Origin of the sequence: Qipengyuania atrilutea (genome assembly GCF_013370205.1) — a bacterium.
GTDB classification, from domain to species: Bacteria; Pseudomonadota; Alphaproteobacteria; order Sphingomonadales; family Sphingomonadaceae; genus Actirhodobacter; species Actirhodobacter atriluteus.
This window is the reverse complement of record NZ_JABWGV010000005.1, coordinates 12,364-35,206: the sequence shown is the minus strand read 5'-3', so window position 1 is coordinate 35,206 and position 22,843 is coordinate 12,364. Positions and strand designations below refer to the sequence as shown.

Here is a 22,843-nt window from a genome sequence, read left to right as displayed (position 1 = left end):
CAGTTCAATGGCAAGCGCCGCACAGATCGAAGCCGACGAGCGACAATCGGTGCGCGAAATGGCCAGCACCTTATCACTGACAGGTATATTGCTTCTGGCCTGCCTCGCGATCTTCATTTTACCTACGATGCAATTCGTCGCGCGAGAAGGTTGGTCCGGCGAGGAAGGCGCCCACGGTCCCATCATCTTGTTTACGGGCCTTTGGCTTCTTTGGCGAGAATGGGTTCCCGCCCGGCGGTTTACTTCTGAGCCCAATATCGCGCTTGTGTCGGTACTACTTGTCCTTACCGTGCCTCTCTACGTGTTCGCGCGCGTCACGCAGATCGTGGAAATCGAAGCCTATTTGATGTACGGAACCCTGCTGGTGGTTCTTTACAGCATCATCGGCGGGGCTGCGATGAAACGCTTGTGGTTTCCTCTCCTTTACTTGGGGTTTGCCTTCCCGCCCCCGGACACACTTGTGGCAGCCGTGACAGTTCCTCTCAAGATAGAGTTGTCACGCGTTTCGATCGCTTTTCTCGACTTGTTTGGATATCCCATCGGAGGTGAAGGGGTTCGCATCTTTATTGGGCAATATGAATTGCTTGTCGCAGCCGCTTGTTCGGGATTGAACTCCATCATCTCGTTGACGGCAATTTCACTATTTTACGTGTACCTTCGGCACCAGGCGGAGTGGCGTTACGCTTTGCTTCTCGTCATACTTGTCATACCCATCGCACTTATGGCTAACTTTGCCCGCGTACTCATTTTGATCTTACTTACCTACCATGCTGGTGAAGCGACAGCGCAAGGTTTCCTCCACAACTTCGCCGGGATCTTTATGTTCGCGGTCGCTCTAGGCCTGACTTTCCTCCTTGATGAACTGATAAGGCCGATCTGGAAAAAAAGGGTTCAAAAAGTTGACTGACGAACTCCTCAATTCACCGGATCATCTCGCACAGCAAAGTCGTACTCCTCTGCTTTCGCGGCGGCATCTTATCATTGGTGGCGCACTAGCGGCCGCGTCCGGCGTCGCTTACGCCCGCCAACCAAAAGAATATGCGAAACCAGTCGACGGTGAGGTTTTCGACGACCTTTTGCCAGCCAAGGTGGGTGGTTACGAAGTCGTGTCGACTAGCGGAGTGGTTCTGCCGCCGCCCGACACATTACGAGACCGGCTTTATGACAACCTAGCTACGCGCGTTTACTCCGCTCCGGGTCACCCGCACATCATGCTGCTGTTGGCTTACAATAATACTCAGGACGGCGTCCTTCAGGTACATCGCCCTGAGGTATGCTATCCTGTCGGCGGGTTCGCCCTTTCGCCTACTCAAGAAGTTGCCATCGATGCGGGAGAAAGAAGCATTCCGGCAAACTTCTTTACCGCTGAAGGTCCAGACCGAGTCGAACAGGTGACGTACTTCACCAGACTAGGGGATGCCTACCCACGCAGTTGGGCAGAGCAACGACTTGCCGTTATCAAGGCAAATCTCAACGGACGAATTCCTGACGGAATGCTCATGCGCGTCTCCCTACTTGGAAATGATCGCGATGAAGCACTATCGGACTTGCGCTCTTTTGCGAGTAAATTTGTCGCGGCATCGCCGCCAAAGCTTCAACGCCTTCTACTGGCGTAATTGTTCCACGAGAGGATAATGATGAACCGTCTCACGAAAATTGCGTTGCTCGCTAGCGCGTGTTTCCTTGCCGCCTGTGACCAGGAACCTACCGGGCAGGTTGCGGCCGTTGTTAACGGCGAGGAAATCACGCTTCAGGAAATCAATACCGAGCTTAGCTCGATCCCTATTCCCGAGGGAGCGAACGAAGAAGAACTGCGTCAAGCGGTGTTGAAGCGCATTATCGATCGGCGATTGTTGGCTCAGGCGGCACGTGAAGACGGCCTAGATCAGACCCCGGAATTCCTCGTTAGGCGGCGGCAGCTTGAAGACGCGCTTCTTATCCAATTGCTACGGCAGAAGCAGGAGCGCGCGGCAACGGTTCCGAACGAAGGAGCGATCGACAACTACATTTCCGAAAATCCTGGCAGTTTTGCCAATCGCACGATTTTCACGCTTGATCGCATTCAGTTCCCGCTGCCCTCAAATCTGGACATGCTCAAAGCGCTAGAGGATGACAATACGATGGACGAGGTAGCGGCTACGCTCGACGGTCTCGGTATCAATTATACGCGCGGTAAAGCCGGAATGGATAGCGCCCGTCTGGGTGAAGAGCGTCTTCAGCGCATACTGGCGGTGCCGCAAGGCGAGCCGTTCGTGACGCCTGAGGGCTCGATGGTCACCGTGGCAGTCATTACCGACCGTGAAGTACAGCCGGTTTCTCCCGAAGAGAGCCGCCCGGCAGCACTTCAGGCATTGCGGAACGCCGAAATCCAAAGATCGCTCGAAAGCCGCTTGGAAAGCGCGCGTCAAACCGCGGACATCACTTACCAAGAAGGCTTTGATGCCGATGCTCCGGACGTGGACGATCCTAATAATCCGGTCGAAAGCGTGATGAAGGACGGCCAGTAGCAAACGGCTTTTCTGAACCAAGGTATTAATTGCTGGTCGCTAGTCTCGGGCGAAGTTTTACATGCGCATATTGTTCGCCCTTCCAGGCTTCCATCGCTATGAACGCGGTGCCGAAGTTGCCTTACTATCGGTTGCAGACGAACTTGCCAAACTAGGCGAGAGCGTCACGGTAATCGGAGCTGGAGAACCACGCGAAGGCGTTCGCTACCGGTACAAAAAGCTTGGCGCTGCGCGCCGGGAGCGGTTTGAACGCCTTCCATCGATCCCGGGTCTTCGCGACGAGACGAAGTGGGAAGATGCTACCTTCGCGGCAAACCTCGCCGCAAAGGAAGATTTATCCCAATACGATGTTACGGTGACCTGCAACTTTCCTTTTACGAATCTGGCGTTGCAACGCGGACGCAGAAAGGGTCCGCGTAATGTTTTCGTTACGCAGAACGGCGATTGGCCCGCGTTTTCTAACGACTCGGAATACAGGCTGTTCAACTGCGATGGGTTGGTTTGTACGAACCCTTCATATCTTGAGCGCAATCGAGATCGCTGGAATTGCACGCTCATTCCAAACGGAGTGGATGTAGCGCGCTTTACTCCTGCATCATCTGCGGAGAAAATTGCTTGTCGGGAGCGCCTCAAGCTACCACAGCAAAGGCCAATCGTACTGATGGTTAGCGCATTCATCAGGACTAAGCGGGTGCTGGATGGTATTCGCGCGGTCGCGCAGCATGATGGGGCTCATTTGGTCGTCGCAGGCGATGGCCCGTTAAGGGCTGAAGGTGATCGCTTGGCTGCAGAACTCCTGCCGAACCGGTTTACACGCTTAAGTTTGCAGGCATCCGAGATGCCGCAGCTCTACCGAGCAGCGGACGTGTTCATGCATCTCTCCGAGTTTGAATCATTTGGGAATGTGTACCTGGAAGCCTGGGCAAGCGGCTTACCAGTGGTTGCGCATGATTTTGAAGTAACTCGCTGGATTTACGGAGATACGCAATATCTTTGCGATACCGGAGACGAGGCTGCTCTTGAGGAAAAGCTGCGATTAGCGCTTGTCGCGCCCGTCGGTAAAGCGCCGGAAGGGATTGATCAGTTCACATGGCCTGAAATCGCTAATAACTACCGAAACTTCTTCAGCCAATTTGCTGCTGTCAGCGAAGCGAAGTGACAACTCTCGCATTTTTGGCTTGGTTGGTTGCCGGCGTACTTGGTGCAATACTTGCGTACTTCACGCTAGAGGTTCTATTCGGTCTCAAACGCTCCACACCGACTGTTCGTCGGCAGCATGAATGCTGCATCGTGGTGATCATCCCAGCCCATAACGAAGCTTCGACAATCGGTGCAACTGTCGGCGCGTTGCAGCAAACAATCGCTTCGGGAAGCGGAGGGACAGTCGAAATCCTGGTCGTCGCTGACAATTGTAGCGATGAGACTGCCGCAATTGCTAGTGCTACCGGCGCGACAGTTACGCAAAGAAGCGACAAAGAAAAGCGTGGAAAGGGCTATGCCTTAGCCCACGGACGCGATTTTCTCGCTGGAAGGGCTGCGTCCGAGCTCCCCGATGCAATCATTGTTCTCGATGCCGACTGCCGGACCGACAGGGAAAGTATTGTCGAGCTAGGTAATCTCGTGACGACCGCCCAGCAGCCATATCAGGCGAGCAATCTTCTCCTGGCACGAACGAGCGCACCACCCATGGTGCAGATCTCAAATTTCGCAATGCTCGTTAAAAACGTTGTGCGCGCACGCGGGCTTGAGCGCATCGGTGGCGGCATCCCGCTGTTTGGGACCGGCATGGCCTTTCCTTGGAAGATATTTGCGGACGCTCCTTTGGCTACGGGCGATGCAGTCGAGGACATGCGCCTAGCGCTAGAACTGGCCGAAAAAGGTTTGCGGGTGCGGCTTGCGGAGAACGCGCGCGTTATCAGCGAACCTGCTGCGCTAGAAGACATGTCTGCTCAGCGAAGCCGGTGGGAGCATGGCTTCATGCGTACCGCGCTCTCGCGGGCGTTTCCCCTCCTCGCTAATGGCATCGGCAATGGGTCGCGTCACAAGATTGCCCTCGGTGCCCATCTTCTCGTACCGCCATTGGCGCTGCTGTTCCTGATGTCGGGTGTGGCGTTGGGCGCCAATGTACTCGTAGGTTTCGTTACGGCGGTTTGGATGCCTGCGATCATATTAGCCGCGCTCATCACTCTTGCTATTTCTAGCGTAATCGCAGCCTGGGTGCGCGAAGGACGTGAGACGCTATCTGCTCAGGCGATTTTGCGGGCGCCACTTTATATCCTTTGGAAGATACCGCTCTATCTAGGTTTCGTTCGCTCGCAGCAAACGGATTGGAACCGGACCCGGCGTAGCGGCGAAGACACCCCGCCGAGTCCCTAGACCCAAAAGCTGATTCAGCTTCGAACATGGGTTCGAGTAGACCGACCATTGTTCCACTCCCGCCAAATCAAGAAAATTTTCGGTCCCTGGACCAGATAGCGGCGCCACAATCGGTTCGGTTCACTCAGCAGTCTGAACAACCATTCTGCTCGCAGTTTCTGCATGAAGGACGGCGCGCGCTGCTTGGCGCCAGTGATGAATTCTAGCGATGCTCCAATACACAGACCAACACCGCTCGCTTTGCCGCGTTCGGCAATGAGGCTGCAAACGATCTCACTTTGCGGAGAACCGATAGCGAAGAAGACAATTTGCGCATCCGACGCTTCAACGAATTCCGCTATTTCTCGCTGTGCTTCGACATTCTTAGCCACGCCCATCGGCGGGATCTGCTGAGTCCACCTTATTGTGGGATAGGTACGGGTAAGTTCACTCAGCAATTCCTGATCGCCGCCAACAATCGCGAAGGTCGCCGTAGTTCCGGCGCGAGACGCCTCTTCAATAACACGGCGCGTCAAGTCGCTTCCGGTGACGAGAGGCAGGTCGATGTCGGATGCATTCGCCAAGCTACGCAAGATTTGACTGTCACAAACGCAGATGTCTGCGGCACGGTAAATTTGCCATAGCGACGCATCGCGCGGAAGATCATGCAGGCGAACCACATGATCTACATTCGGGGTGACGACGAACGCGAATTTCCGAGTGCCGGCCAATCGCTGAATTTCCTCAAGCGTCTCAGTCTGATTGAGATGATCGAAGGGCAATCCAAGGAATTCGGTACGCGCCGCTCTTGTAGACGACGTCACCGCTGGACGAACCTTCCGAAAAGTCCGTTGGGTTGGAGCTGCCCCGTAGGCAGGTCGAGACCATAGCGATCTTCAGCATTTGCATAGCCTGCTCTTGCCTCCGTAGCACAGGAGGGCTGATACTGGCGGCAAAGCTCGCCGTAATAGGTCCAACCACGCAATGATGCGGGACTGTCGCGCGTAAAACGGCGCATGACGGCGACGGCGCTGCGGTTCTGGTCTTGACCGACAAGCCATTCAGCGTTTGCTTGGGCGACAACGAAACTTTGCGGGTTATTGGCGAATGCCTGCTGCAATACGCGACGCGCTCCAGCTTCGCGTTCCCAACCCGTATAAGCTTGCGCGGTCACAATCGCGGCTCCGATATCGTTCGGACATTCGGTCATCGCTTGCTGGCCATTCCGCACGGACCGTTCGAAATTACGTTCTGCAAGGGAAGCGACGCTTTTCGCGACTAGCGCATCGCAGTTGGTCGCATCCGACGACAGCAACTCATTCGCTGATCTAATTGCGTCCCGTGTTTGACCCTGAGCAGCCTGTAAGCGTGCGCCGAGAGCCTTCCTTTCTGCTCCGCCTAGAACACCGATGAGCTTCGCGGCTGCCTCGTAATTTTCAGTCGTCACTAGATAGCGAGCAACTTGCGACGTGATACGTGGGTCGCCGTTCTGCGCAATGCGCTGCCAATGCGCAGCAGACAAGTCAGCAGAACCGTATTCTCCGAATATGCGGATCGCTTCGTTAGCTACTCCAGGATCCGGTTCTTCATTCGATAGAACTTCCGTCATAATTTCTGCCGCTCGCCCGGGATTTCCCCGCCGATAGTAGAAATTCGCCTGATCGAGCCGTAGTCCAAGATCGCCCGGCCGCATGACCGTTAAGCGGTCGAATTCAGCTTCCATTCGCGGCGCGTCGCGAATTTCTCGGAAGATTTCGAGCCTCGTAAGAGCAATAGTTTCAGAAACTGGCGCGCCGCCATCAGTAGCCTCCGGCTCACCTTGTAGAGCTACCTGGCTAAGCGCACCTTGTGAGTCACCTTTCAGAAACAAGGCGCGCGCTTTGAGGATACGGGCGTTCTCGTCCAATTGACGCGTGGCAGCCAGCCGCTCAGCGTATTCAATCGCATCATTGTACCGCCGCTTGACCAACGCATGCAGCCCTCGCACGAGCAAGGCGTTTGGCTGGTTCGGCGTCATCGTCAGAATGCGGTCAGTTGCATCGAGCGATTGCTTCAGATTGCCAGTCGAGAGGCCGAGCTGCGACACGGCCTGCAATGCTTCTGAATTCACAGGATCCAGAGCCAACGCATTGTAATATGCGCCATATGCGGTATCCGCCGATTCGGCTGCGAGCTCGATCCGACCTCTCAGGAGTTGCAATTCCACGACGTCGTCCCGGAGAGAGACAGCTTCCGCTATCGTTTGCTGAGCGGATGCGATATCACCGTTCTGAAGCTGGGATTGCGCTAAAGCGCCAAGTTCGGCGGCTTTTTCGGCCGGATCAGCGCACGCCGACAATGCCAGAGCCAGCGGCAAAACGCATTTTGCCGCTGAACTGAACTTTGCGCGGAAGAAGTTAATTAATTGGATTGCAATCATCTCGAGCTTATTAGAACCGGAAATTCGCAGGTCAAACCGACAAGGCCCGCTGACAAGGATCATGTAATGCACTTTTCCCTTAAAAAAATGGTTATCGCAGCAATTGCGGTTTTGATGGCGCAGTTCACGTTTTCCGTGCCGGCGACAGCACAGGACCAGCAAGCGCAGTCGGCCGACTATCGGATCAATCCGGGTGATTCCGTCGAAATCTATGTTTGGGGTGAAGAGCGGCTGCAACGCACGGTAAATGTTCTGCCCGATGGCTCGATAGCCTTCCCACTGGTGGGGCAGCTCAATGTGCGGGGTCTTCTTCCAAGCGAGCTCGAACAACGGATACGTGATGGATTGCAAGACCAGTATCGTGGTGACGTTCCGCAGGTGACGGTTTCGGTTGCACCGTCGGGAATGCAATTTTCAATCATCGGACGAGTGAACTCACCGGGAAGTTTTCAACCGGGCCGTTACGTAAACGCTCTCGAAGCCTTAAGTCTGGCGGGCGGGCCGAACGAATTTGCCGATCTCAACAACGTCGTCATCATTCGGAAAAATGGCACGCAGTTGCAGACGATACGGGTTCGCATGGCAGCCCTGTTCAAAAGCGGTGTAAGCGAGCGCGACGTGGCAAATGCGAACCTGATCAGGATCGAAAGCGGCGATACGGTGATCGTGCCATGATGCAGCCCTCGATTACGCGCACCGGGACCGGCAGTCTAACTGTCGTGCTAGCTGCATTTGGTTCGACCGGTGCGACTGCAGATACCCGGGCGCAGGTTCGTGTTTCGGCCGATGGTGGCTACGAAACCAACGCATTCCTGCTTGACGGCGATCAAAGCGGTGCCTTCTCCGCTAGTATCGAAATCGAACCATCGGTGACTTTCGAAAGTGATCTCACCACTTTTCGCATTACTGGTTCCGTTCGTCTTCCCCAATACAACGAGGGTTTGGGTACGGAAGATTCTTACCGTCTAAACGCGGGAGGGCAGACGCGTATTGACGAACGCACGACACTACGAGCCAATGCCAGTTTTCAATCAAGCCGGACGCTTTCGCAGTACAATCTGAACAACCTGCTTGGCGACCCCCTACTGCTCGAACCCGGCGAGTTCCCGGACGTAGAGTTTATCGACCCAACCCTTGCTGGTGTCCGCGGCCGGAATACGTCATTGAGTGTTGATGCGTCGGTCTCGCGCGTGCTCAGCCCCCGTGATTCCCTATCAGTTGGGATGAGCGCGAGGCAAAGCATAACCGAACGGTTTAACGGACGCGACTACCGTCAGGCCGGATTTAACGCCGGTTGGGGACATCAACTCACACCCCGAACTTCCTTGCAAACTAGCGTACAAGCCTCGAAAGCTGACTACTTCGATCAGTCCATCGGCGACGGACAATTTGTTACATCTCTGGTTGGTCTACAGCATCAAATCAGTCCGACGATGAACGTTACCGGACAGGTTGGTGCCTCTTTCACATCGATCCAGGGTCCGGAAGACACGAGTATTAACAACGTCGGCTTCGCAGCTAACGGTAGCTTGTGTCGGCGCGGGTTTCAGTCCTCGCTTTGCGTAAACGCCGGTCGGCAAGCGTCGCCTACGACATACGCTGGTATCCGTACAACTACCACCATTGCAGGGAGCTACAGTCGCGCTCTGAGCGAGTTCGACCGCTTGTCCTTGAGCGCCTCATACGCTCGCGCGGATCAAATTGACCGAGATTGGTTGGGCTTCGAGACCGATGGTTCGGAAGAAATATACGGCGCATCCGCGCAGTGGCGCCGCTACTTTACAGACCGCTTGTCCGCTTATGTACGCGGTGGCTACTCAAACACGAGTGGGCGGTCGCGAACCGGCCGCGACGGCAACCTCCAAGGATTTATTGGCATTAGTTACATGTTCGGAGAAACGCGATGAACGAAGCCGGCTATGGTGAAGAACCTACCGGCCAGGGTTTCGGCGGGTTATTTACACAGCTTCCTACGATATTATGGGAGCGGAAATGGTGGATTATCATTCCGTCCGTACTCGGAATCGTCGCGGCTATCGCCGCAACTGTGCTGATCGAGCCGCTGTACAAGTCCGACGCCTTAATGATCGTGCAGGCACCGCAGGTGCAAGGCGAAGTATTCGACCAACTCAACAACGAGGTCATAGATCAGCGAATTGCCCGTATCCGGGAAGAAGTGACAAGCCGTCCGAATCTTGTGTCCCTGATTGAGCGGCATCGTCTTTACGTCGACGAGCGGCAATCACAACCGTTGTCCGCCGTCATCGAAAAAATGCGCGAGAACATTGAACTTACCCCAACCAGAGCAACGGCGCCTAGTAATCGAGACGCTGAGACAATCGCGTTTCAATTAAGTTTCTTCTACGAAGAAGCCCAACCTTCACAAGCGGTTGCACAAGACCTCATGGACAGCATCATCGAGCTTGATGCTTCCGGTAACGTCGAACAGGCAACCAACACGGTTCAATTTCTCACCGATCAATCCGCCGAACTCGAGACACGTATCAATGAAATTGAGACGCAGATTGCAGAGATTAGCGCACGTAACGGTGGAGCGCTTGCTGGGGGCGGGGGAATTGTAAGCTCGGGTACCGGAAGTTACGACGTTCAGATTGCTGCGCTTCAACGGGAAAACAGCGAACTCGTTGCACAGCGCAACCGGGCCCTTTCAGCCGATCAACGAGACCCCGGTGTTCTGGCAGCAGAAGCGGCGCTTGCCAACGCACGCGCAACCTATTCGGAATCGCACCCGGACGTTGTTCTTGCCAAACAACGCCTCGCCGAAGCGCGCCAGCTCGCAAAGCAGAACGTGCAACTTCTGCCGTTCGATGCGATCGACCGCCAGATTTCGTTCAACAATACGCAGATCGCGCAGCTTCGAGCTGTAAAGGCGCAGGAGCAGGCGCAGCTCAATTCGCGCTTAGCAGCCCAATCCCGCGCGCCGCTCGTTCAACAACAGATTACGAGCTTGCAACAGGACCTGTCAGGCCTCAATTCGCAGTATCAGAACGTTCAGGTACGCCTGACGCAAGCACGCGCCGGGGTTAAAGCCGAGGACGAACAGATTGCGGAGCGACTAACCGTTGTAGAGGCTCCAATCGTTCCGGACACCCCCGTGTGGCCCAATCGCCTTCTCATCTTCGCGCTGTGCGTCGGCGGGGGTCTTATACTGGGCGGCGTCCTTGCGATGGCGATTGAACTACTGTTCCGTCCTATTCGCGATCCAGACTCGCTTGGTGGAATTGTCGGTGAAAAACCGCTTGCTGTAGTTCCAATCATCGACGAGCGAAAAACAGCGGCAACGAAGCGTGGCTTTGGCAGGTTCATCCCCGCAATTGCTGGGCGACGATAAAATAATTTAGGACTATCAAATGGCAGAAGCAGACCCATTGAGTACGCCCCGGTCGAGCACTTTCGACATCGGTTCGTTGCGGGAGTTTCGGCCCGAGGCCGAGGTTTTGGAGCGAAGCAAGATTGTCGCGTTCGACAGTCGTGATCTTCGCTCTCGGCCCTTCAATCTCATGCGAACAAAGTTCACCAAACAACTCAATGCGCATAATCTCGAGATGGTGGGAATCACCTCACCGGCGCCCATGGCCGGCAAGTCGTGCCTGTCGATGAACTTGGCCGCCGCCTTGGCTAGGTTGGACGACAAGCAAGTAGTACTTGTCGATCTCGACTTACGTCGGGGTTCGATTGCAGAAGAGATCGGACTCGAATTTCAAACGGGGATCAACGATTACCTCACCGGGGCAGTCGATGATCTTTCGCAGATCGCAGTTCGGATCGCCGATTATCCTCTCGCCATCCTTCCTACGAAAGCTATTTCCGAAGACTCGAGCAGTATGCTTGCTGGCAAGCAATACGTGCGTTTGATGGAAAATCTTCGTGCGATTGCCCGGCACGCAATCGTGCTCATCGACCTCCCGCCGGTCTTTGCAAACGACGACGCCATGCTTACTGCTGGCGCTCTCGATGCTTATATGATGATCGTTGATGCGGGTAAGACGACACAGCGTCAGCTAAAGGACAGCATGGAGATGTTGCGCCCTACCCCATGTGTTGGAACGGTTCTCAACCGTTACAAGGGCAGCAGTATCGACAGCTACGGCTACGGCAGCAAAGCCTATTCGCGATATTACGATTGACCAAGGACGTGGTCTCCCTGTTCGTCAAGTAAACCACGCTGGGCGAACAGGGCGGCAAGCGGAGCTACCGCACGCGCTATTTCGAATTCTTCTGCGATAGTCCGAGGGGCTGCTTCGGACAGCTTTTTGCTCAGTTCTTGGTCAGTAAGGAGCCGCCGCATCTGACGCCCAAGATCACTCCAATTTCCCACATCGAACAACAGCCCATTGCGGCCATCTTCGATCATTTCCGGAATACCTGCAATGGTTGCTGCGATAACGGGTTTTCCCGCCGCCATGGCTTCCATTAACACGACCGGCAGCCCTTCCATGAGACTCGCTAAGACAAACGCGTCGGCCTTGGAGATTTCCGCCAAGGTATCTTCCTCGGCCAAGGCGCCGAGCAGCGTGATGCGATCGTCCAAGTTGCGTTTTTTTATGTCGCGCTCAATCGCGCCTCGTATCGGACCATCGCCTACGATGGTGAGGCTGCAATCTATGCCATCCGCCTTCAGGTGCTCCATTGCCTCAAACAGACCGGCGTAGCCTTTCTCCGCTGAAAGGCGACCGACCGTAATGAACTTCCGGACAGGCTCTTCGGCGACAAGCGCATCCAAGTGAGGCATCGAAACGCCGCATCTAATTACGTGATATTTCGGCCAAAAAGCTGGGGCCGTGAACCGCATAGCCTGGGCGCGCATGAACCAACTCGCGGAGGCAACGAAATCCGCCCGCTCCAGTTTTCCTGGAAGTAGCGCGCCTGCCGGATGATCAGTCTCGGAAATACCGTGAAGCGTAAGACTCCATGGAATCTGCAGAAAATACGCGGTGAGCATCCCGACCGTCGCGCCGCTATTGGCGAAATGCGAATGCAAATGCTTAGGGCGCACGGGGCGCACCATGTCAGAAAGAGCCAAAGCTTCGAGCCAATGAAACATGCTCCATAGCCAGCCCTTGAAGCCCGCCTGGCGGTGCGATTGTGCCAAACCGAACGTTGCCCCCGCCCTGAGAGGATGGCGCGCTAAAGCGCGTAGCGCTTTCCCAATAACCTTGCTTTTACCGTGGCCTAGGACAGACTCTACCCGCTCCCCCCAATCGATCGTCGCGGGGCGAATAGAGTACGGCGTGATAGTAAAGCCGCGCTCGCGCAGCGCCGAAATCTCGCGTCTAATGAAGGTGTGCGAAAGCGCAGGATATTCACTGGTAAGGTATACGATCATGACTGTCCGAGGAGAAACCGACGACCTTCTTTATGTCCGCCAAATTTTTCGAGTGCCTCGCAAGTAGCAGTTGCATTATGTGGTACTGGTAGAAGTGCGAAACAATTTCGAAATATTAGGAACCCGCGCACAATGGTCACATGGGATTTGCCGCAGCGGATCGGATCAGTATGCATTCTTATGAACTAAAACCCTTAGTGTTCGCAGTATTATGATAATGTCCTGTGAAAGGGTCCAATTCGCAAGGTACTCGAGATCGGCGCGCACTCTGTCCTGCAGATCCTCGATCCGCTCGGTGGAGCCGCGGAAACCCCTCACCTGAGCTAGGCCCGTAATACCGGGTTTGAGAGCGTGACGCAGCCAATATTGGCTGCTTACTTCCCAAAACAGCGCGTTCCCCGCCTGCGACCCTAGGGCGTGGGGTCGTGGTCCAACAACGCTCATGTGACCGAGCAGCACATTTATCAGCTGCGGTAGTTCATCGATACTCGTACTGCGGATGAACTTTCCGACCTTGGTGACGCGATCATCATCGCGCGAGGTAGACTTATTCCCGGCCGTATCGCTCTGTTCCACACGCATGGAACGAAATTTGTAGATCGCAAATTGGCGGTTGCCCTGCCCGACTCTGATCTGGCGAAAGAATACCGGTCCCTTAGATTCCAGCTTTATTGCGACCGCAATGATTACCAATAAAGGCGACAGCGCGATCAACGAGGCCGCAGAAGCGGCTATATCAAAGGCGCGCTTCTGTATGCGGTTCGGAAGGCTGAGAGGTCCGCGAGAAAGAATCAGGGTATCTTGCTCGGCGTACTGCCCGATCGCTACTGCGCCGTGGAGCAGGTCGCGGTCGAGAATTATCTCCCCCCCTACATCGTGGCTTCGCAGAAACATCGCCCAATCGCTCCGCTTTTCGTAAGGACAGGCAACGATGACGCGGTCGAACGGCTCGATCAGCCTCGAAAGCACGTCCATGGTAGCAGGATCGTCGAGCCGAAGCTGAATATCGCTAGCACGTAAATCAATAACATCTCGAATGCCGACTTCAGGGACTTGCTCGCCGTCGAGAAGCAAGATCGTAGCCGTTGCAACCCCGTGCATCCAACCGCTGAAGATAAGGTCCAGGATCAACTTGCCGACGACTATCAGGACAGCAGCGCCGGCGAAGGTGATGACAAAGCCGACCCGGGAAAAGTCATCGAGGTCGAACAGAAACAATGCGCCGAGCATGACAAGTGCGGTAGCGCCGAGGGCGCCAAGCGCACGGCGCGTTCCTAGGCTGCGGCTTTCCAAAGATTCTTCGGACTGAACTTCGCGCGCGATCGCGAACATGATGAACACCGGCAATGCGATGGCGATGATCGAATGAGCGCCGTCCAAGACGCTATCCAGTTCGCGGTAATGGCTTGCAATCAGGTAGCCGCCGACAAGCGATAGCGCATCCAGCAACATCGACAGGCCGTACAGCAAGGTACGCTTCTCGCGGGCTGGCATGCCGCGCGGCTGCGCTGCATCCAATGCATGCCTCGCACCGGGCGCTAGGTTGGGACCCGCATTCACGTAACTTTACCGACCTCACTTATCAGGCAGCTATGTTGGCTGCCTTATTTTCGTGCAACAATCGCATCCAGCCGCAAGTTTCGGAACGAGACAATTTTACGGCAAAGTTTAAAGCGATGTCCAGCACAGTCTTATACGGATCAGCCTTGCACCCGCCCACTTCTACTGAACTTTCAATTCGCTAAACTTTTGGCGGCGGGGTAGTTAAGAATCCGTGACACCCGCGCCGTTCCCGTTAGACGAAGTAACGCTAGACGGTTAAGGGAATACGTAATCAGATGCGGGGCAGTTCCGGCTTCAGCACCTTTACAACGTAAACAACAACCGCAACCATGATTGCAATCGCGGCGACGTGGTACAGTGCCTGACCGTCCTCGATGGCAGCATTACCGACTTGGTTTGCGATTGCGCAGCCGATTGCCGGAGGGGCATAGTGCCAAAGCTTATCGCGCAGCACTTCCTCGCTCGAACGCTGCAACATGAGCGTGACCAGCCCTGCGAAGGCAAAGACAGTCACCCAATCCCAAACGGTTTCCACTCGATGATCCTTTCAGGCGCCAGCGGCGCAATTTGTATTGTATAGCTGTGCGCACCGATCTTCCGATATGCCAGTATTATGCCGCTCTCGCTTCATTTTGGCACTCTACGCGTGCTGCTTATGAAAAAGCATTATGCAGCCGCGAGACACGGTTGTCGAGTTCAGGAACAGCGGGTGGAATTGCTACGCGCTCGCCGCGTACGAAATGGCCGAGATAACTATTTCGCGATGCCAGCAGCGCGCATTTCCATCGTCGTGACGATGCCATCGCGATCGGTGTCGATCCTGTCGAAATTACCTTGGGTCGCTATACGGTACTCCACGAGTGTGATGACACCATCCTTGTCGCTGTCGAACTGGTTCAGCATCGGTGCCGCATCGACCGGTATGGCATCGGGGTTCGCCAACGCCGCAAATTCTGCTGAGGTAAGCACACCATTTCCATCCGTATCGAGACCGGCGAAGACCCGTGCGTTCTGGCGCAGGGCTTCGTTTCGCGCAGCCTGACGCTGGGTCGAAACGATCTCTTCCGGTGTCAGCACACCGTTACTGTCTCCATCGTAGCGCGCGTACTCGGTATCCATTTGCGCGATAAAATCGGATCGAGACAAAGGCTCTTCGCCGGCCTCCGACTGTTGGGCGACCGCTGCGGTACCAAACGCAAATAAAGCGGCAGGCATGATGATGCGAAACATATAGATAGGTGTCCTCATTCGAATGATCTTGGCCGCCAAACTGCGCGCTCGAACCTGAAATATTGATGTATCGGCTAATGGCCTGGTTCCGATCAGTCGATTTGACGTCCGCGAACCATAACCCAATCGACGCTTTCCAATACGCTGACGTCAGCTAGCGGATTGCCTTTTACCGCAATCATGTCGGCGGAAAAGCCGGGAGCGATCCGCCCGATCTCGTTCTCCATTTCAAGCACTTCAGCCGCGGATGTCGTGGCACTAGCCAGTGCTTGCCGGTTTGTCATACCCTGCCCAACCATCAGCGCCAGTTCCTCCGCATTGCGGCCATGTTCGAACACGCCGGCATCGGTTCCAAACGCGATCGGAACATTCCAGCGCAGCGCCTTACCCATGAACACCTGAGCCGTTTCCATCGTAGCGCGGATTTTCTCCTCTACCACAGGCGTATAAATGCCTTGGCCCAATCGCTCGCTTACGCCCTGAAAGGCCATTAGCGTGGGAATGAGAACCGTACCGTTTTCGCGCATTTCACGCGCGGCATCCTCATCGAGAAACGTGCCATGCTCGATCGTGTCGATCCCGGCGTGCGAAGCCGCTTCGATACCGCGTGCCCCATGCGCATGCGCCATAACCTTGAGTCCCAGCGAATGAGCCGTGTCCGCGATGCTTTTCATTTCGGGGTCGGTGAAGTGAGCGGCGAGGCCGCGGCCCTGCTGACTGAGTACACCGCCAGTCGCGGTAATCTTGATGACATCCGCCCCGTTTTGACTGGCAAGCCGGACTTTTTCTGCGCATTCAACTGCGCCAGTACAGTTATACCCGCTGTCCAGTATCTCATTGATCTCCGGCCTGAACCCGTTGGCATCGGCATGGCCGCCGACGATCGAAAGAGCCGGGCCCGCAGCGATGATACGCGGACCAGGGATGAGGCCCTCTGCCGTTCCGCGGCGTAGAGCAAACGCACTATGCTGTCCGCTTCCGGCTTCTCGAACGGTGGTGAAACCAGCTTTCGCAGTCACTCGTGCATTCTTCGCTCCGACTACGACGCCCCATTCGTCCGGTTCCACTGCTTCCTTCCAGAAATCGCCGCCAGGATCTCCGGTGAGATGGACGTGAAGATCGATCAGACCGGGAAGGACGGTATGATCGGGAAGGTGGACCATGGTCGCACCTTCCGGAACGGGTGCGAAGCCATCGGCAATGCTGACGATGCGTCCATCGGTCACTGTTATCGTCGCGGGTCCGGTCGGATCTGCGGACGCGTCCGTAAGCACTGCTCCGGCATGTATTAAGGTCGTGTCGGCGATCGCAGGACAAGCCAGAAACACCACTACCAACGCTGCGGCACAACGCACCTTACGAATGACGTTCATCCTCTAATCTCCCCGTTCGTTTGCCGGTTAATGCAGCTACGAACTCGCTAGCACAAGTAGGCAAGCTTGCTGGTTGCCCTAGGCGCGGTGCCCGTTATGAAAGACTTCAACATCATATCAGGGAGAACTTTGCACCTATGACATATCGTTCGACACTTCTTTCCGCGAGCCTGCTTGCGTCAGCGGTCCTTGCCGCAGAGCCACTCGATGCGCGTCCCATGACCCCGGAAGATGTCGCCAAGCTGGAAAGCGTCGGTTCGATTGAAGTATCGTCTGATGGCCAACTGATTGCCTACACGACTGCGCGCCTACCCGACATCACCGAAGGGGAAGAAAACGGTTCGACGAAGCAGCAGCTCAAGCTCGTCAATCCGGGAAGCGACCCGCGCGACTTCCTTCCTGCCGACATGAACGTATCGGGGATAGAGTTCTCGCCAGACGGGCGCATGATCTCGTTTCTTTGGACGAAGGATGACGAAAAGCGCGCGGTTTGGGGCATTCCGGTCGACGGCGGGGCCTATCGCAAGCTTGCCGAAATCGACGGAGCCAATGTCGGTACCTACGCGTGGGCACCGACAGGAACAGCGCTTTATCTGCTTGCCGGTCCCGAAGAGGACATGGAGCGTACCGGCGAAAGCAAGGCCGGCTTTAACGCTATTGTCTATGAAGAAGAAGCGAAGCTGAACCGCCTGTTCCGCGCCAACGCCGGTAGCGAAGTCGATGCCGAGCCGGTTCAGATAACCATTCCGGGCTATGTCAGCGCATTCAAGGTCGCCCCGGACGGACGGCGCGCCATCATCGAAAGCGCACCGACCCCGAACGTCGATGACAGCTATACAAAGAAACGCATTCATATCCTAGACCTCACCAGCGGCAGAATTACCGCGGTCGTCGAAACTCCAGGTAAGATCGAGGACGTCGAGATTTCCCCGGACGGACAGCAATTGTCCCTCGTTGCCGGGATAGATATGAACGACCCCGCCGCAACGACGCTTCACTATGTGGATATCGATACCGGCACGTTCCGCGCGATCAATGCCGGTGCGCCCGAAGCGACGGTCGATACGGAATGGCTCAGCGACGGCAGGCTGGCGACGATCGTTCATGTCGGCGCGCAAAGCCGTTTCCGTACATATGATGCGGAAGGGAACCGTCTGTCGGAAGTTGATCCGCGCAACCTTATCCTCACCAACGTCGAGGCAAACGGCAACACGATCGCAGTCGAAGCGCATTCGCCCATGCATCCGCCGGAACTGTTCCGGATGGATGGGGACAGGTTCGTACGTATCACCACGCACAATCCATGGCTGTCGGAAATCGATTTCGGCAAGCAGCGGACGATGACCTACACCGCACGCGACGGTCAGCAGGTAGAAGGCGTTCTTATCGAGCCGGTCGGAGGAGCGCCCCGCGGCGGAGCGCCGACCATTCTGAACATTCACGGCGGACCCGAAGCGCACGAGTCGAACGGTTGGCAAACAGGCTACAGCAAACCGGGCCAAGTTGCGGCCGGACAGGGATATGCCGTCTTTCTACCCAATTACCGCGGCTCCACCGGTTACGGCACGGCCTTCTCCAAACAGCATCAAGGCAATTACACCGATCCGGAGTTCACCGACATTGTCGACGCGAAGCGTGCGCTGGTCGAAGCGGGAATTACCGATCCGGACCGCACCGGTATCACCGGCGGTTCCTACGGCGGTTACGCCAGCGCGTGGGGCGCGACCGCGCAAAGCGAGGAGTTTGCCGCCAGCGTGATGTTCGTCGGCATCTCCAATCAAATAAGCAAGTTCGGCACGACGGACATTCCGTACGAGATGTACAATGTGCACAGCCGCGCCTGGCCGTGGGAAGACTGGCAGGGCATGCTCGAGGTTTCACCGATCTACCATGTCGACAAAGCGGAAACGCCGATCCTGATCATGCACGGCGCCGACGATCCGCGCGTCGCACCCTCGCAAAGCTACGAGCTCTATCGCAGCATTAAGGTGAGGAAGCCCGACACGCCCGTCCGACTAGTGCTGTATCCCGGCGAAGGTCACGGCAACTCACGTGCTGCCGCTCGGTATGACTACAATCTTCGCATGATGGACTGGTTCGACACCTATCTGAAGACCGGCAACCGTAATGCGGCAATGCCCGGACCGCGCCCCGACCTGCCATCTGGCACGACTGGCGCAGCGAGTGACGACACCGACGATTGATAGTCAATGACCGGGATGGGCGGCTTCGAGAGCTGCCTCTCCCGGTCGTTCGTTCTAGAACGTATAGCCGATCCCGGCTCCGACGAAATACTGGTCGGCATCGCCTCTGACGCTGGTGAACGGCGTATCCTTCGCATCCCCAAGCATATGCGAATAGCTCACGAGTGCCAGGACCGCGAAGCCGCCGTCCGTCGCGTCTCCGCTGAGATCGTATCCGGACAACAAGGTTACACTCGCCTTGTTGAAGCCGCCATCGGCATCGAACTGCGGCAAGCCGCTTATGGCCGCATCACTAGGCGAGACGGTGAAATAGTACTCCGCAAAATCATCGTCTGCGTATTCTGCGCTCAGGCTGAGCGAGGCGAAGGCTGCCCGGCTAAGCGGCGTGAAGTAGGTCGCGCTTGGAGATAGCACGACGCCATCGTGCGCGTCGGCCACGTCCCATTTCGCGTCGACCGTGAAGCTCAGCGTATCGTATGGGTTGAGGACGGCGGGAAAGCCGATACCAACCGTCGGCCCGACCTCGATCGCAGTGTCGAGCTCGCCGAGAGATTCCACTACCGGGTCCTCGATGTTGCTTGCCCGGTTGCGCCTGATCCGCGCGGCGACGCCTGCATCGATGTTCGGACCGGCGCCCGAGTTCGGTACGAAATCGAGCGCCAGGCCGCCGGCCCTCGGGCTGATGTCGATACCGCTTACCGACCCTTGCACGACCGGCAGAACCGATACGACGTAATCGTCCGAACCGTCATAGGATGGGCCATAGCTGGCGCCGATACCGATCGTCACCCAGTCGCCGTCGAACACCGTCGGCCCGATATCGTTCGCGGTTTCCGGCGTCTCGAGGTCCGGAACCGGTGATGCGTTGACCCCGCTTTGTCCGTCCTGCGCCCATGAAGCACTTGAAATAAGAATTGCAGGCAGCGCAAGCGCCATTCCGCGAATGGTAAAATGGTTGGTCATGATCGTAAATCCCTCGGGTTTCACCTGCTACAACAGCGCCGCCGCGCCCGCGTTCCAAAGCCCAAGGTCTACCGCATTGCTCCGCCTTGACATCGCGGTTAAGGCCGTAGGCGTGGAACTCAAGCGCAAAACGGATGTGGCGATCGTCGGCGGCGGACTGTCCGGCGGACTGATCGCCCTTGCGCTGCAGCGCTCTCTTCCAGACCTCGAGGTGATATTGATCGAAGCGGGCGAACGGCTCGGCGGTAATCACCGTTGGAGCTGGTTCGAAAGCGATCTCAACCAAGACGGAACGGCTCTGATGGCGGAGTTCGACCATGAGGCCTGGCAGGGCGGCTACGATGTCCGCTTTCCGGCCTACGCGCGCAGCCTTTCTTCGGACTACCGCTCCTTGGGTTCGGACGAATTCGCCGACGTCTTGGAACGCCGGTTAAATCAGGGAAGCATTGTTACTGGCGCGAGCGTGACGAGCGTGGCTGCCAATGAAGTACGTCTCGATAGCGGAGACATGGTCGATGCCGCGCATGTGATCGATTGCCGCGGAATAACCGAAGCGCCTGGATTGAACGGCGGTTGGCAGGTGTTCCTGGGCCAGCATTGGCGGCTGGACCGGCCGCATGGATTGACCCGCCCGATCATAATGGATGCGGCGGTCGAACAGCTCGGCGGCTACCGCTTCGTTTACGTCCTCCCGATGGGACCGGACCAAATTTTCATCGAGGATACCTATTATCAGGACCTGCCGCACCTCGATACCGAGACGCTCCGCCAGCGGATCGCGGATTACGTTGGCGCAAACCACTGGAGCGGTACGGTAGTACATGAGGAGACCGGCTCGCTGCCGGTTGTCACCGGCGGCGATTTCGCTGCTTTCCAGCAGGCTCACCGCACCGTCGGCGTGGCCTTGGCGGGGGCGCGCGGGGGCTTCATGCATCCGCTGACCAGTTACACGATGCCGATTGCGGTACAGACGGCCATCGAAATCGCCGAAGCCTTTAGTAATGGCAGACAAAGCGACCTGTCTGCCATGCTTGAAAGCAAGGCTCAGACATTCTGGAAAGATACCGCCTTCTACCGGCTGCTCGGCACCATGTTGTTCGGAGCGGCCGATCCGGCTGAGCGTTACAAGGTCTTCGAACACTTCTACCGCTTGCCGGACGCGCTGATCGAGCGGTTCTATGCGGGGCGCTCGACCTCGTTCGACAAGGCCCGGATACTTATCGGCAAGCCGCCCGTTCCCGTAACGAGGGCGGTAAGCACACTATTGCGTGACAAAGCGCGTCCGCTCACGCAGGAGAGAACTTCATGAACGCCCAGACCGATATCGATACACGGCTTCCCGGGCTGGACCCGGCGCAAGTCCCCCTGCAAACGCGCGGTGCGAATTTCGCCGGCAAGACCGCCTGCGTCGTCGGGGCCGGATTTGGGGGGCTAGCCCTTGCCATTCGGCTGCAAGGCGCGGGGATCGCCACTACTGTCGTCGAGAAACGCGACAAGGCGGGCGGACGTGCGTACTACTGGGAAAAGGAAGGCTTCACCTTCGACGGCGGTCCTACCGTCATAACCGATCCGCCGTGCCTGCAGGAACTATGGGCGTTGACCGGACGTGACATGTCCGACGACATAGAACTGGTGCCGGTCATGCCCTTCTACCGCCTGAACTGGCCGGACGGGACGAGTTTCGATTATTCGAACGACGAGAAGAGCCTCTTCGAAGAGATCGCACGCCTTAACCCCGAAGACGTGGCGGGTTATCAGCGCTTCCTCGATTATGCTGCGGGGGTCTACGAGGAAGGCTACGTAAAGCTCGGTCACGTACCGTTCCTCGATTTCAAGTCCATGCTGAAGGCTGCACCCGCTCTTGCGAAAAAGCAGGCGTACCGCAGCGTCTATTCGATGGTCTCGAGCTTCGTGAAGAACGAGAAGCTGCGCGAGGCGCTCTCGTTTCATACGCTTCTCGTCGGCGGAAACCCCATGAAGACGAGCGCGATCTACGCACTTATCCACAAGTTGGAGAAAGACGGCGGCGTTTGGTGGGCAAAGGGCGGCACGAACCGCCTGATCGCGGCAATGGTGACGCAGTTCGAGCGGCTCGGCGGAACCATGCGCCTAGGCGACGGGGTGAAGCGCGTCCATACGCTTGGCAATAAGGCCACGGAAGTTGAGACCGAAAGCGGTTGGCGCGAACGCTTCGATGCAGTCGCCAGCAATGCCGACATAATGCACTCCTACAAGGACCTTCTGGCTGGTTCGAAGCGCGGTGCGGATTACGCGAAGAAGCTTGGACGGAAAAGCTTTTCGCCCGGCCTGTTCGTGGTCCACTTCGGTGTAGAGGGTTCCTGGCCAGGCATTCCGCACCACATGATTCTGTTCGGTCCGCGTTACAAAGGGCTGCTTGAAGACATTTACGACCACGGCGTTTTGCCGCGCGACTTCTCGATCTACCTGCACCACCCTACTGTGAGCGATCCCGGCATGGCGCCGGAAGGAAAGAGCACCTTCTACGCCCTCGTTCCCGTTGCGCATATGGGCAAGCTGGCAGTCGACTGGAACGAGGTGGGTCCGATGCTGGAAAAGCGCATTCTCGACGAGGTCGGGCGCCGGCTGATCCCGGACATTCATGACCGCATCGTCACCAAGTTTCATTATGCGCCGACCGACTTCGCCGGCGATCTGAACGCGCACCTCGGTAGCGCTTTCAGCCTGGAGCCTGTCCTGACGCAAAGCGCTTGGTTCCGCGGCCACAACAGGGACGACGTGCTCAAGAACTTCTACCTTGTCGGTGCCGGGACGCATCCGGGCGCCGGCATCCCCGGCGTCGTCGGTAGCGCGAAGGCGACCGCCGGCCTGATGCTCGAGGATCTTGCCGTTTCATGAAGGAA

Annotated in this window: 20 protein-coding genes; 12 read left to right on the top strand and 8 right to left on the bottom strand. The window is 56.7% G+C overall.

Features of this window, described 5'->3' with window-relative positions:
* Positions 1 to 7 precede the first annotated feature (7 nt).
* The 5 genes from xrtV to HUV48_RS12120 all read left to right on the top strand — a co-directional run bounded on the left by xrtV (position 8) and on the right by HUV48_RS12120 (position 4,883).
* Entirely contained in the window at positions 8 to 907 is a 900-nt protein-coding gene (gene xrtV / locus HUV48_RS12140; RefSeq protein WP_176268070.1) for an exosortase V, read from the top strand.
* On the top strand, positions 900 to 1,616 hold the full coding sequence (epsI, locus tag HUV48_RS12135; RefSeq protein ID WP_176268069.1) for an exosortase-associated protein EpsI, V-type: 717 nt from the start codon (positions 900 to 902) through the stop codon (positions 1,614 to 1,616). Before xrtV ends, epsI begins: the two co-directional genes overlap by 8 nt.
* Positions 1,617 to 1,634: 18 nt before the next feature.
* Positions 1,635 to 2,507 (top strand): SurA N-terminal domain-containing protein, encoded by an 873-nt coding sequence (locus HUV48_RS12130; RefSeq protein WP_176268068.1) that lies wholly within the window; start codon positions 1,635 to 1,637, stop codon positions 2,505 to 2,507.
* 61 nt (positions 2,508 to 2,568) lie between these two features.
* Complete coding sequence (locus HUV48_RS12125; RefSeq protein WP_176268067.1) at positions 2,569 to 3,666, top strand: glycosyltransferase family 4 protein; 1,098 nt, start codon at positions 2,569 to 2,571, stop codon at positions 3,664 to 3,666.
* Positions 3,663 to 4,883 carry a glycosyltransferase family 2 protein gene (locus HUV48_RS12120; RefSeq protein ID WP_176268066.1) on the top strand — a complete coding sequence of 407 codons (1,221 nt, stop codon included), beginning with the start codon at positions 3,663 to 3,665 and terminating at the stop codon, positions 4,881 to 4,883. Before HUV48_RS12125 ends, HUV48_RS12120 begins: the two co-directional genes overlap by 4 nt.
* 14 nt (positions 4,884 to 4,897) lie before the next feature.
* Here the strand turns inward: HUV48_RS12120 and HUV48_RS12115 are convergent, their stop codons facing one another.
* Positions 4,898 to 5,686 carry a WecB/TagA/CpsF family glycosyltransferase gene (locus tag HUV48_RS12115; RefSeq protein WP_176268065.1) on the bottom strand — a complete coding sequence of 263 codons (789 nt, stop codon included), beginning with the start codon at positions 5,684 to 5,686 and terminating at the stop codon, positions 4,898 to 4,900.
* Entirely contained in the window at positions 5,683 to 7,344 is a 1,662-nt protein-coding gene (locus tag HUV48_RS12110; protein ID WP_176268064.1) for a tetratricopeptide repeat protein, read from the bottom strand. The genes HUV48_RS12115 and HUV48_RS12110 overlap by 4 nt, the downstream gene beginning before the upstream one ends.
* A 3-nt stretch (positions 7,345 to 7,347) precedes the next feature.
* Between HUV48_RS12110 and HUV48_RS12105 the strand changes: the two genes are divergently transcribed.
* Genes HUV48_RS12105 through HUV48_RS12090 form a run of 4 tightly spaced genes read left to right on the top strand, consistent with a single transcriptional unit; the run spans position 7,348 to position 11,429 of the window.
* Complete coding sequence (locus HUV48_RS12105) at positions 7,348 to 7,956, top strand: polysaccharide biosynthesis/export family protein (protein WP_176268063.1); 609 nt, start codon at positions 7,348 to 7,350, stop codon at positions 7,954 to 7,956.
* The gene (locus HUV48_RS12100; RefSeq protein WP_176268062.1) at positions 7,953 to 9,188 is read left to right on the top strand and encodes a porin family protein; all 1,236 of its coding nucleotides are present in this window, start codon (positions 7,953 to 7,955) and stop codon (positions 9,186 to 9,188) included. Before HUV48_RS12105 ends, HUV48_RS12100 begins: the two co-directional genes overlap by 4 nt.
* On the top strand, positions 9,185 to 10,633 hold the full coding sequence (locus tag HUV48_RS12095) for a GumC family protein (RefSeq protein ID WP_176268061.1): 1,449 nt from the start codon (positions 9,185 to 9,187) through the stop codon (positions 10,631 to 10,633). The genes HUV48_RS12100 and HUV48_RS12095 overlap by 4 nt, the downstream gene beginning before the upstream one ends.
* 19 nt (positions 10,634 to 10,652) lie before the next feature.
* Positions 10,653 to 11,429: a CpsD/CapB family tyrosine-protein kinase gene (locus HUV48_RS12090; protein WP_176268060.1), complete on the top strand. Its 777-nt coding sequence runs from the start codon at positions 10,653 to 10,655 to the stop codon at positions 11,427 to 11,429.
* Here the strand turns inward: HUV48_RS12090 and HUV48_RS12085 are convergent.
* From HUV48_RS12085 to HUV48_RS12065, 5 genes are all read right to left on the bottom strand, one after another.
* Positions 11,420 to 12,628: a glycosyltransferase gene (locus HUV48_RS12085; protein ID WP_176268059.1), complete on the bottom strand. Its 1,209-nt coding sequence runs from the start codon at positions 12,626 to 12,628 to the stop codon at positions 11,420 to 11,422. The two genes, HUV48_RS12090 and HUV48_RS12085, sit on opposite strands and share 10 nt — an antisense overlap.
* 165 nt (positions 12,629 to 12,793) lie before the next feature.
* Positions 12,794 to 14,146, bottom strand: a complete 1,353-nt coding sequence (locus HUV48_RS12080; protein ID WP_176268058.1) for an exopolysaccharide biosynthesis polyprenyl glycosylphosphotransferase — start codon at positions 14,144 to 14,146, stop codon at positions 12,794 to 12,796.
* 316 nt (positions 14,147 to 14,462) lie between these two features.
* The gene (locus tag HUV48_RS12075; RefSeq protein ID WP_176268057.1) at positions 14,463 to 14,726 is read right to left on the bottom strand and encodes an XrtV sorting system accessory protein; all 264 of its coding nucleotides are present in this window, start codon (positions 14,724 to 14,726) and stop codon (positions 14,463 to 14,465) included.
* Positions 14,727 to 14,944: 218 nt separating this feature from the next.
* On the bottom strand, positions 14,945 to 15,460 hold the full coding sequence (locus HUV48_RS12070) for a CREC-EF hand family protein (RefSeq protein WP_225871690.1): 516 nt from the start codon (positions 15,458 to 15,460) through the stop codon (positions 14,945 to 14,947).
* A 53-nt stretch (positions 15,461 to 15,513) separates the two neighbouring features.
* Complete coding sequence (locus HUV48_RS12065) at positions 15,514 to 16,794, bottom strand: metal-dependent hydrolase family protein (RefSeq protein WP_176268056.1); 1,281 nt, start codon at positions 16,792 to 16,794, stop codon at positions 15,514 to 15,516.
* Between the two features lie 137 nt (positions 16,795 to 16,931).
* Between HUV48_RS12065 and HUV48_RS12060 the strand changes: the two genes are divergently transcribed.
* Positions 16,932 to 18,998 (top strand): S9 family peptidase, encoded by a 2,067-nt coding sequence (locus tag HUV48_RS12060; protein WP_176268055.1) that lies wholly within the window; start codon positions 16,932 to 16,934, stop codon positions 18,996 to 18,998.
* 54 nt (positions 18,999 to 19,052) lie between these two features.
* On the opposite strand, the gene HUV48_RS12055 is transcribed toward HUV48_RS12060, so the two are convergent.
* Positions 19,053 to 19,961, bottom strand: a complete 909-nt coding sequence (locus HUV48_RS12055) for a MipA/OmpV family protein (protein ID WP_176268054.1) — start codon at positions 19,959 to 19,961, stop codon at positions 19,053 to 19,055.
* On the opposite strand from HUV48_RS12055, the gene crtY reads away from it, so the two are divergent.
* The gene (crtY, locus tag HUV48_RS12050; protein WP_176268053.1) at positions 19,960 to 21,270 is read left to right on the top strand and encodes a lycopene beta-cyclase CrtY; all 1,311 of its coding nucleotides are present in this window, start codon (positions 19,960 to 19,962) and stop codon (positions 21,268 to 21,270) included. The genes HUV48_RS12055 and crtY overlap by 2 nt on opposite strands.
* Positions 21,267 to 22,838: a phytoene desaturase gene (locus HUV48_RS12045; RefSeq protein ID WP_176268052.1), complete on the top strand. Its 1,572-nt coding sequence runs from the start codon at positions 21,267 to 21,269 to the stop codon at positions 22,836 to 22,838. The genes crtY and HUV48_RS12045 overlap by 4 nt, the downstream gene beginning before the upstream one ends.
* Positions 22,839 to 22,843 lie beyond the last annotated feature (5 nt).

Coding starts and splice junctions, on each gene's coding strand:
- HUV48_RS12110 (WP_176268064.1), bottom strand. CDS start 7,344: ATGATCCTTGTCAGCGGGCCTTGTCGGTTTGACCTGCGAATTTCCGGT.
- crtY (WP_176268053.1), top strand. CDS start 19,960: ATGATCGTAAATCCCTCGGGTTTCACCTGCTACAACAGCGCCGCCGCG.
- HUV48_RS12065 (WP_176268056.1), bottom strand. CDS start 16,794: ATGAACGTCATTCGTAAGGTGCGTTGTGCCGCAGCGTTGGTAGTGGTG.
- HUV48_RS12130 (WP_176268068.1), top strand. CDS start 1,635: ATGATGAACCGTCTCACGAAAATTGCGTTGCTCGCTAGCGCGTGTTTC.
- HUV48_RS12045 (WP_176268052.1), top strand. CDS start 21,267: ATGAACGCCCAGACCGATATCGATACACGGCTTCCCGGGCTGGACCCG.
- xrtV (WP_176268070.1), top strand. CDS start 8: ATGGCAAGCGCCGCACAGATCGAAGCCGACGAGCGACAATCGGTGCGC.
- HUV48_RS12125 (WP_176268067.1), top strand. CDS start 2,569: ATGCGCATATTGTTCGCCCTTCCAGGCTTCCATCGCTATGAACGCGGT.
- HUV48_RS12055 (WP_176268054.1), bottom strand. CDS start 19,961: ATGACCAACCATTTTACCATTCGCGGAATGGCGCTTGCGCTGCCTGCA.
- HUV48_RS12090 (WP_176268060.1), top strand. CDS start 10,653: ATGGCAGAAGCAGACCCATTGAGTACGCCCCGGTCGAGCACTTTCGAC.
- HUV48_RS12095 (WP_176268061.1), top strand. CDS start 9,185: ATGAACGAAGCCGGCTATGGTGAAGAACCTACCGGCCAGGGTTTCGGC.
- HUV48_RS12085 (WP_176268059.1), bottom strand. CDS start 12,628: ATGATCGTATACCTTACCAGTGAATATCCTGCGCTTTCGCACACCTTC.
- HUV48_RS12100 (WP_176268062.1), top strand. CDS start 7,953: ATGATGCAGCCCTCGATTACGCGCACCGGGACCGGCAGTCTAACTGTC.
- HUV48_RS12060 (WP_176268055.1), top strand. CDS start 16,932: ATGACATATCGTTCGACACTTCTTTCCGCGAGCCTGCTTGCGTCAGCG.
- HUV48_RS12105 (WP_176268063.1), top strand. CDS start 7,348: ATGCACTTTTCCCTTAAAAAAATGGTTATCGCAGCAATTGCGGTTTTG.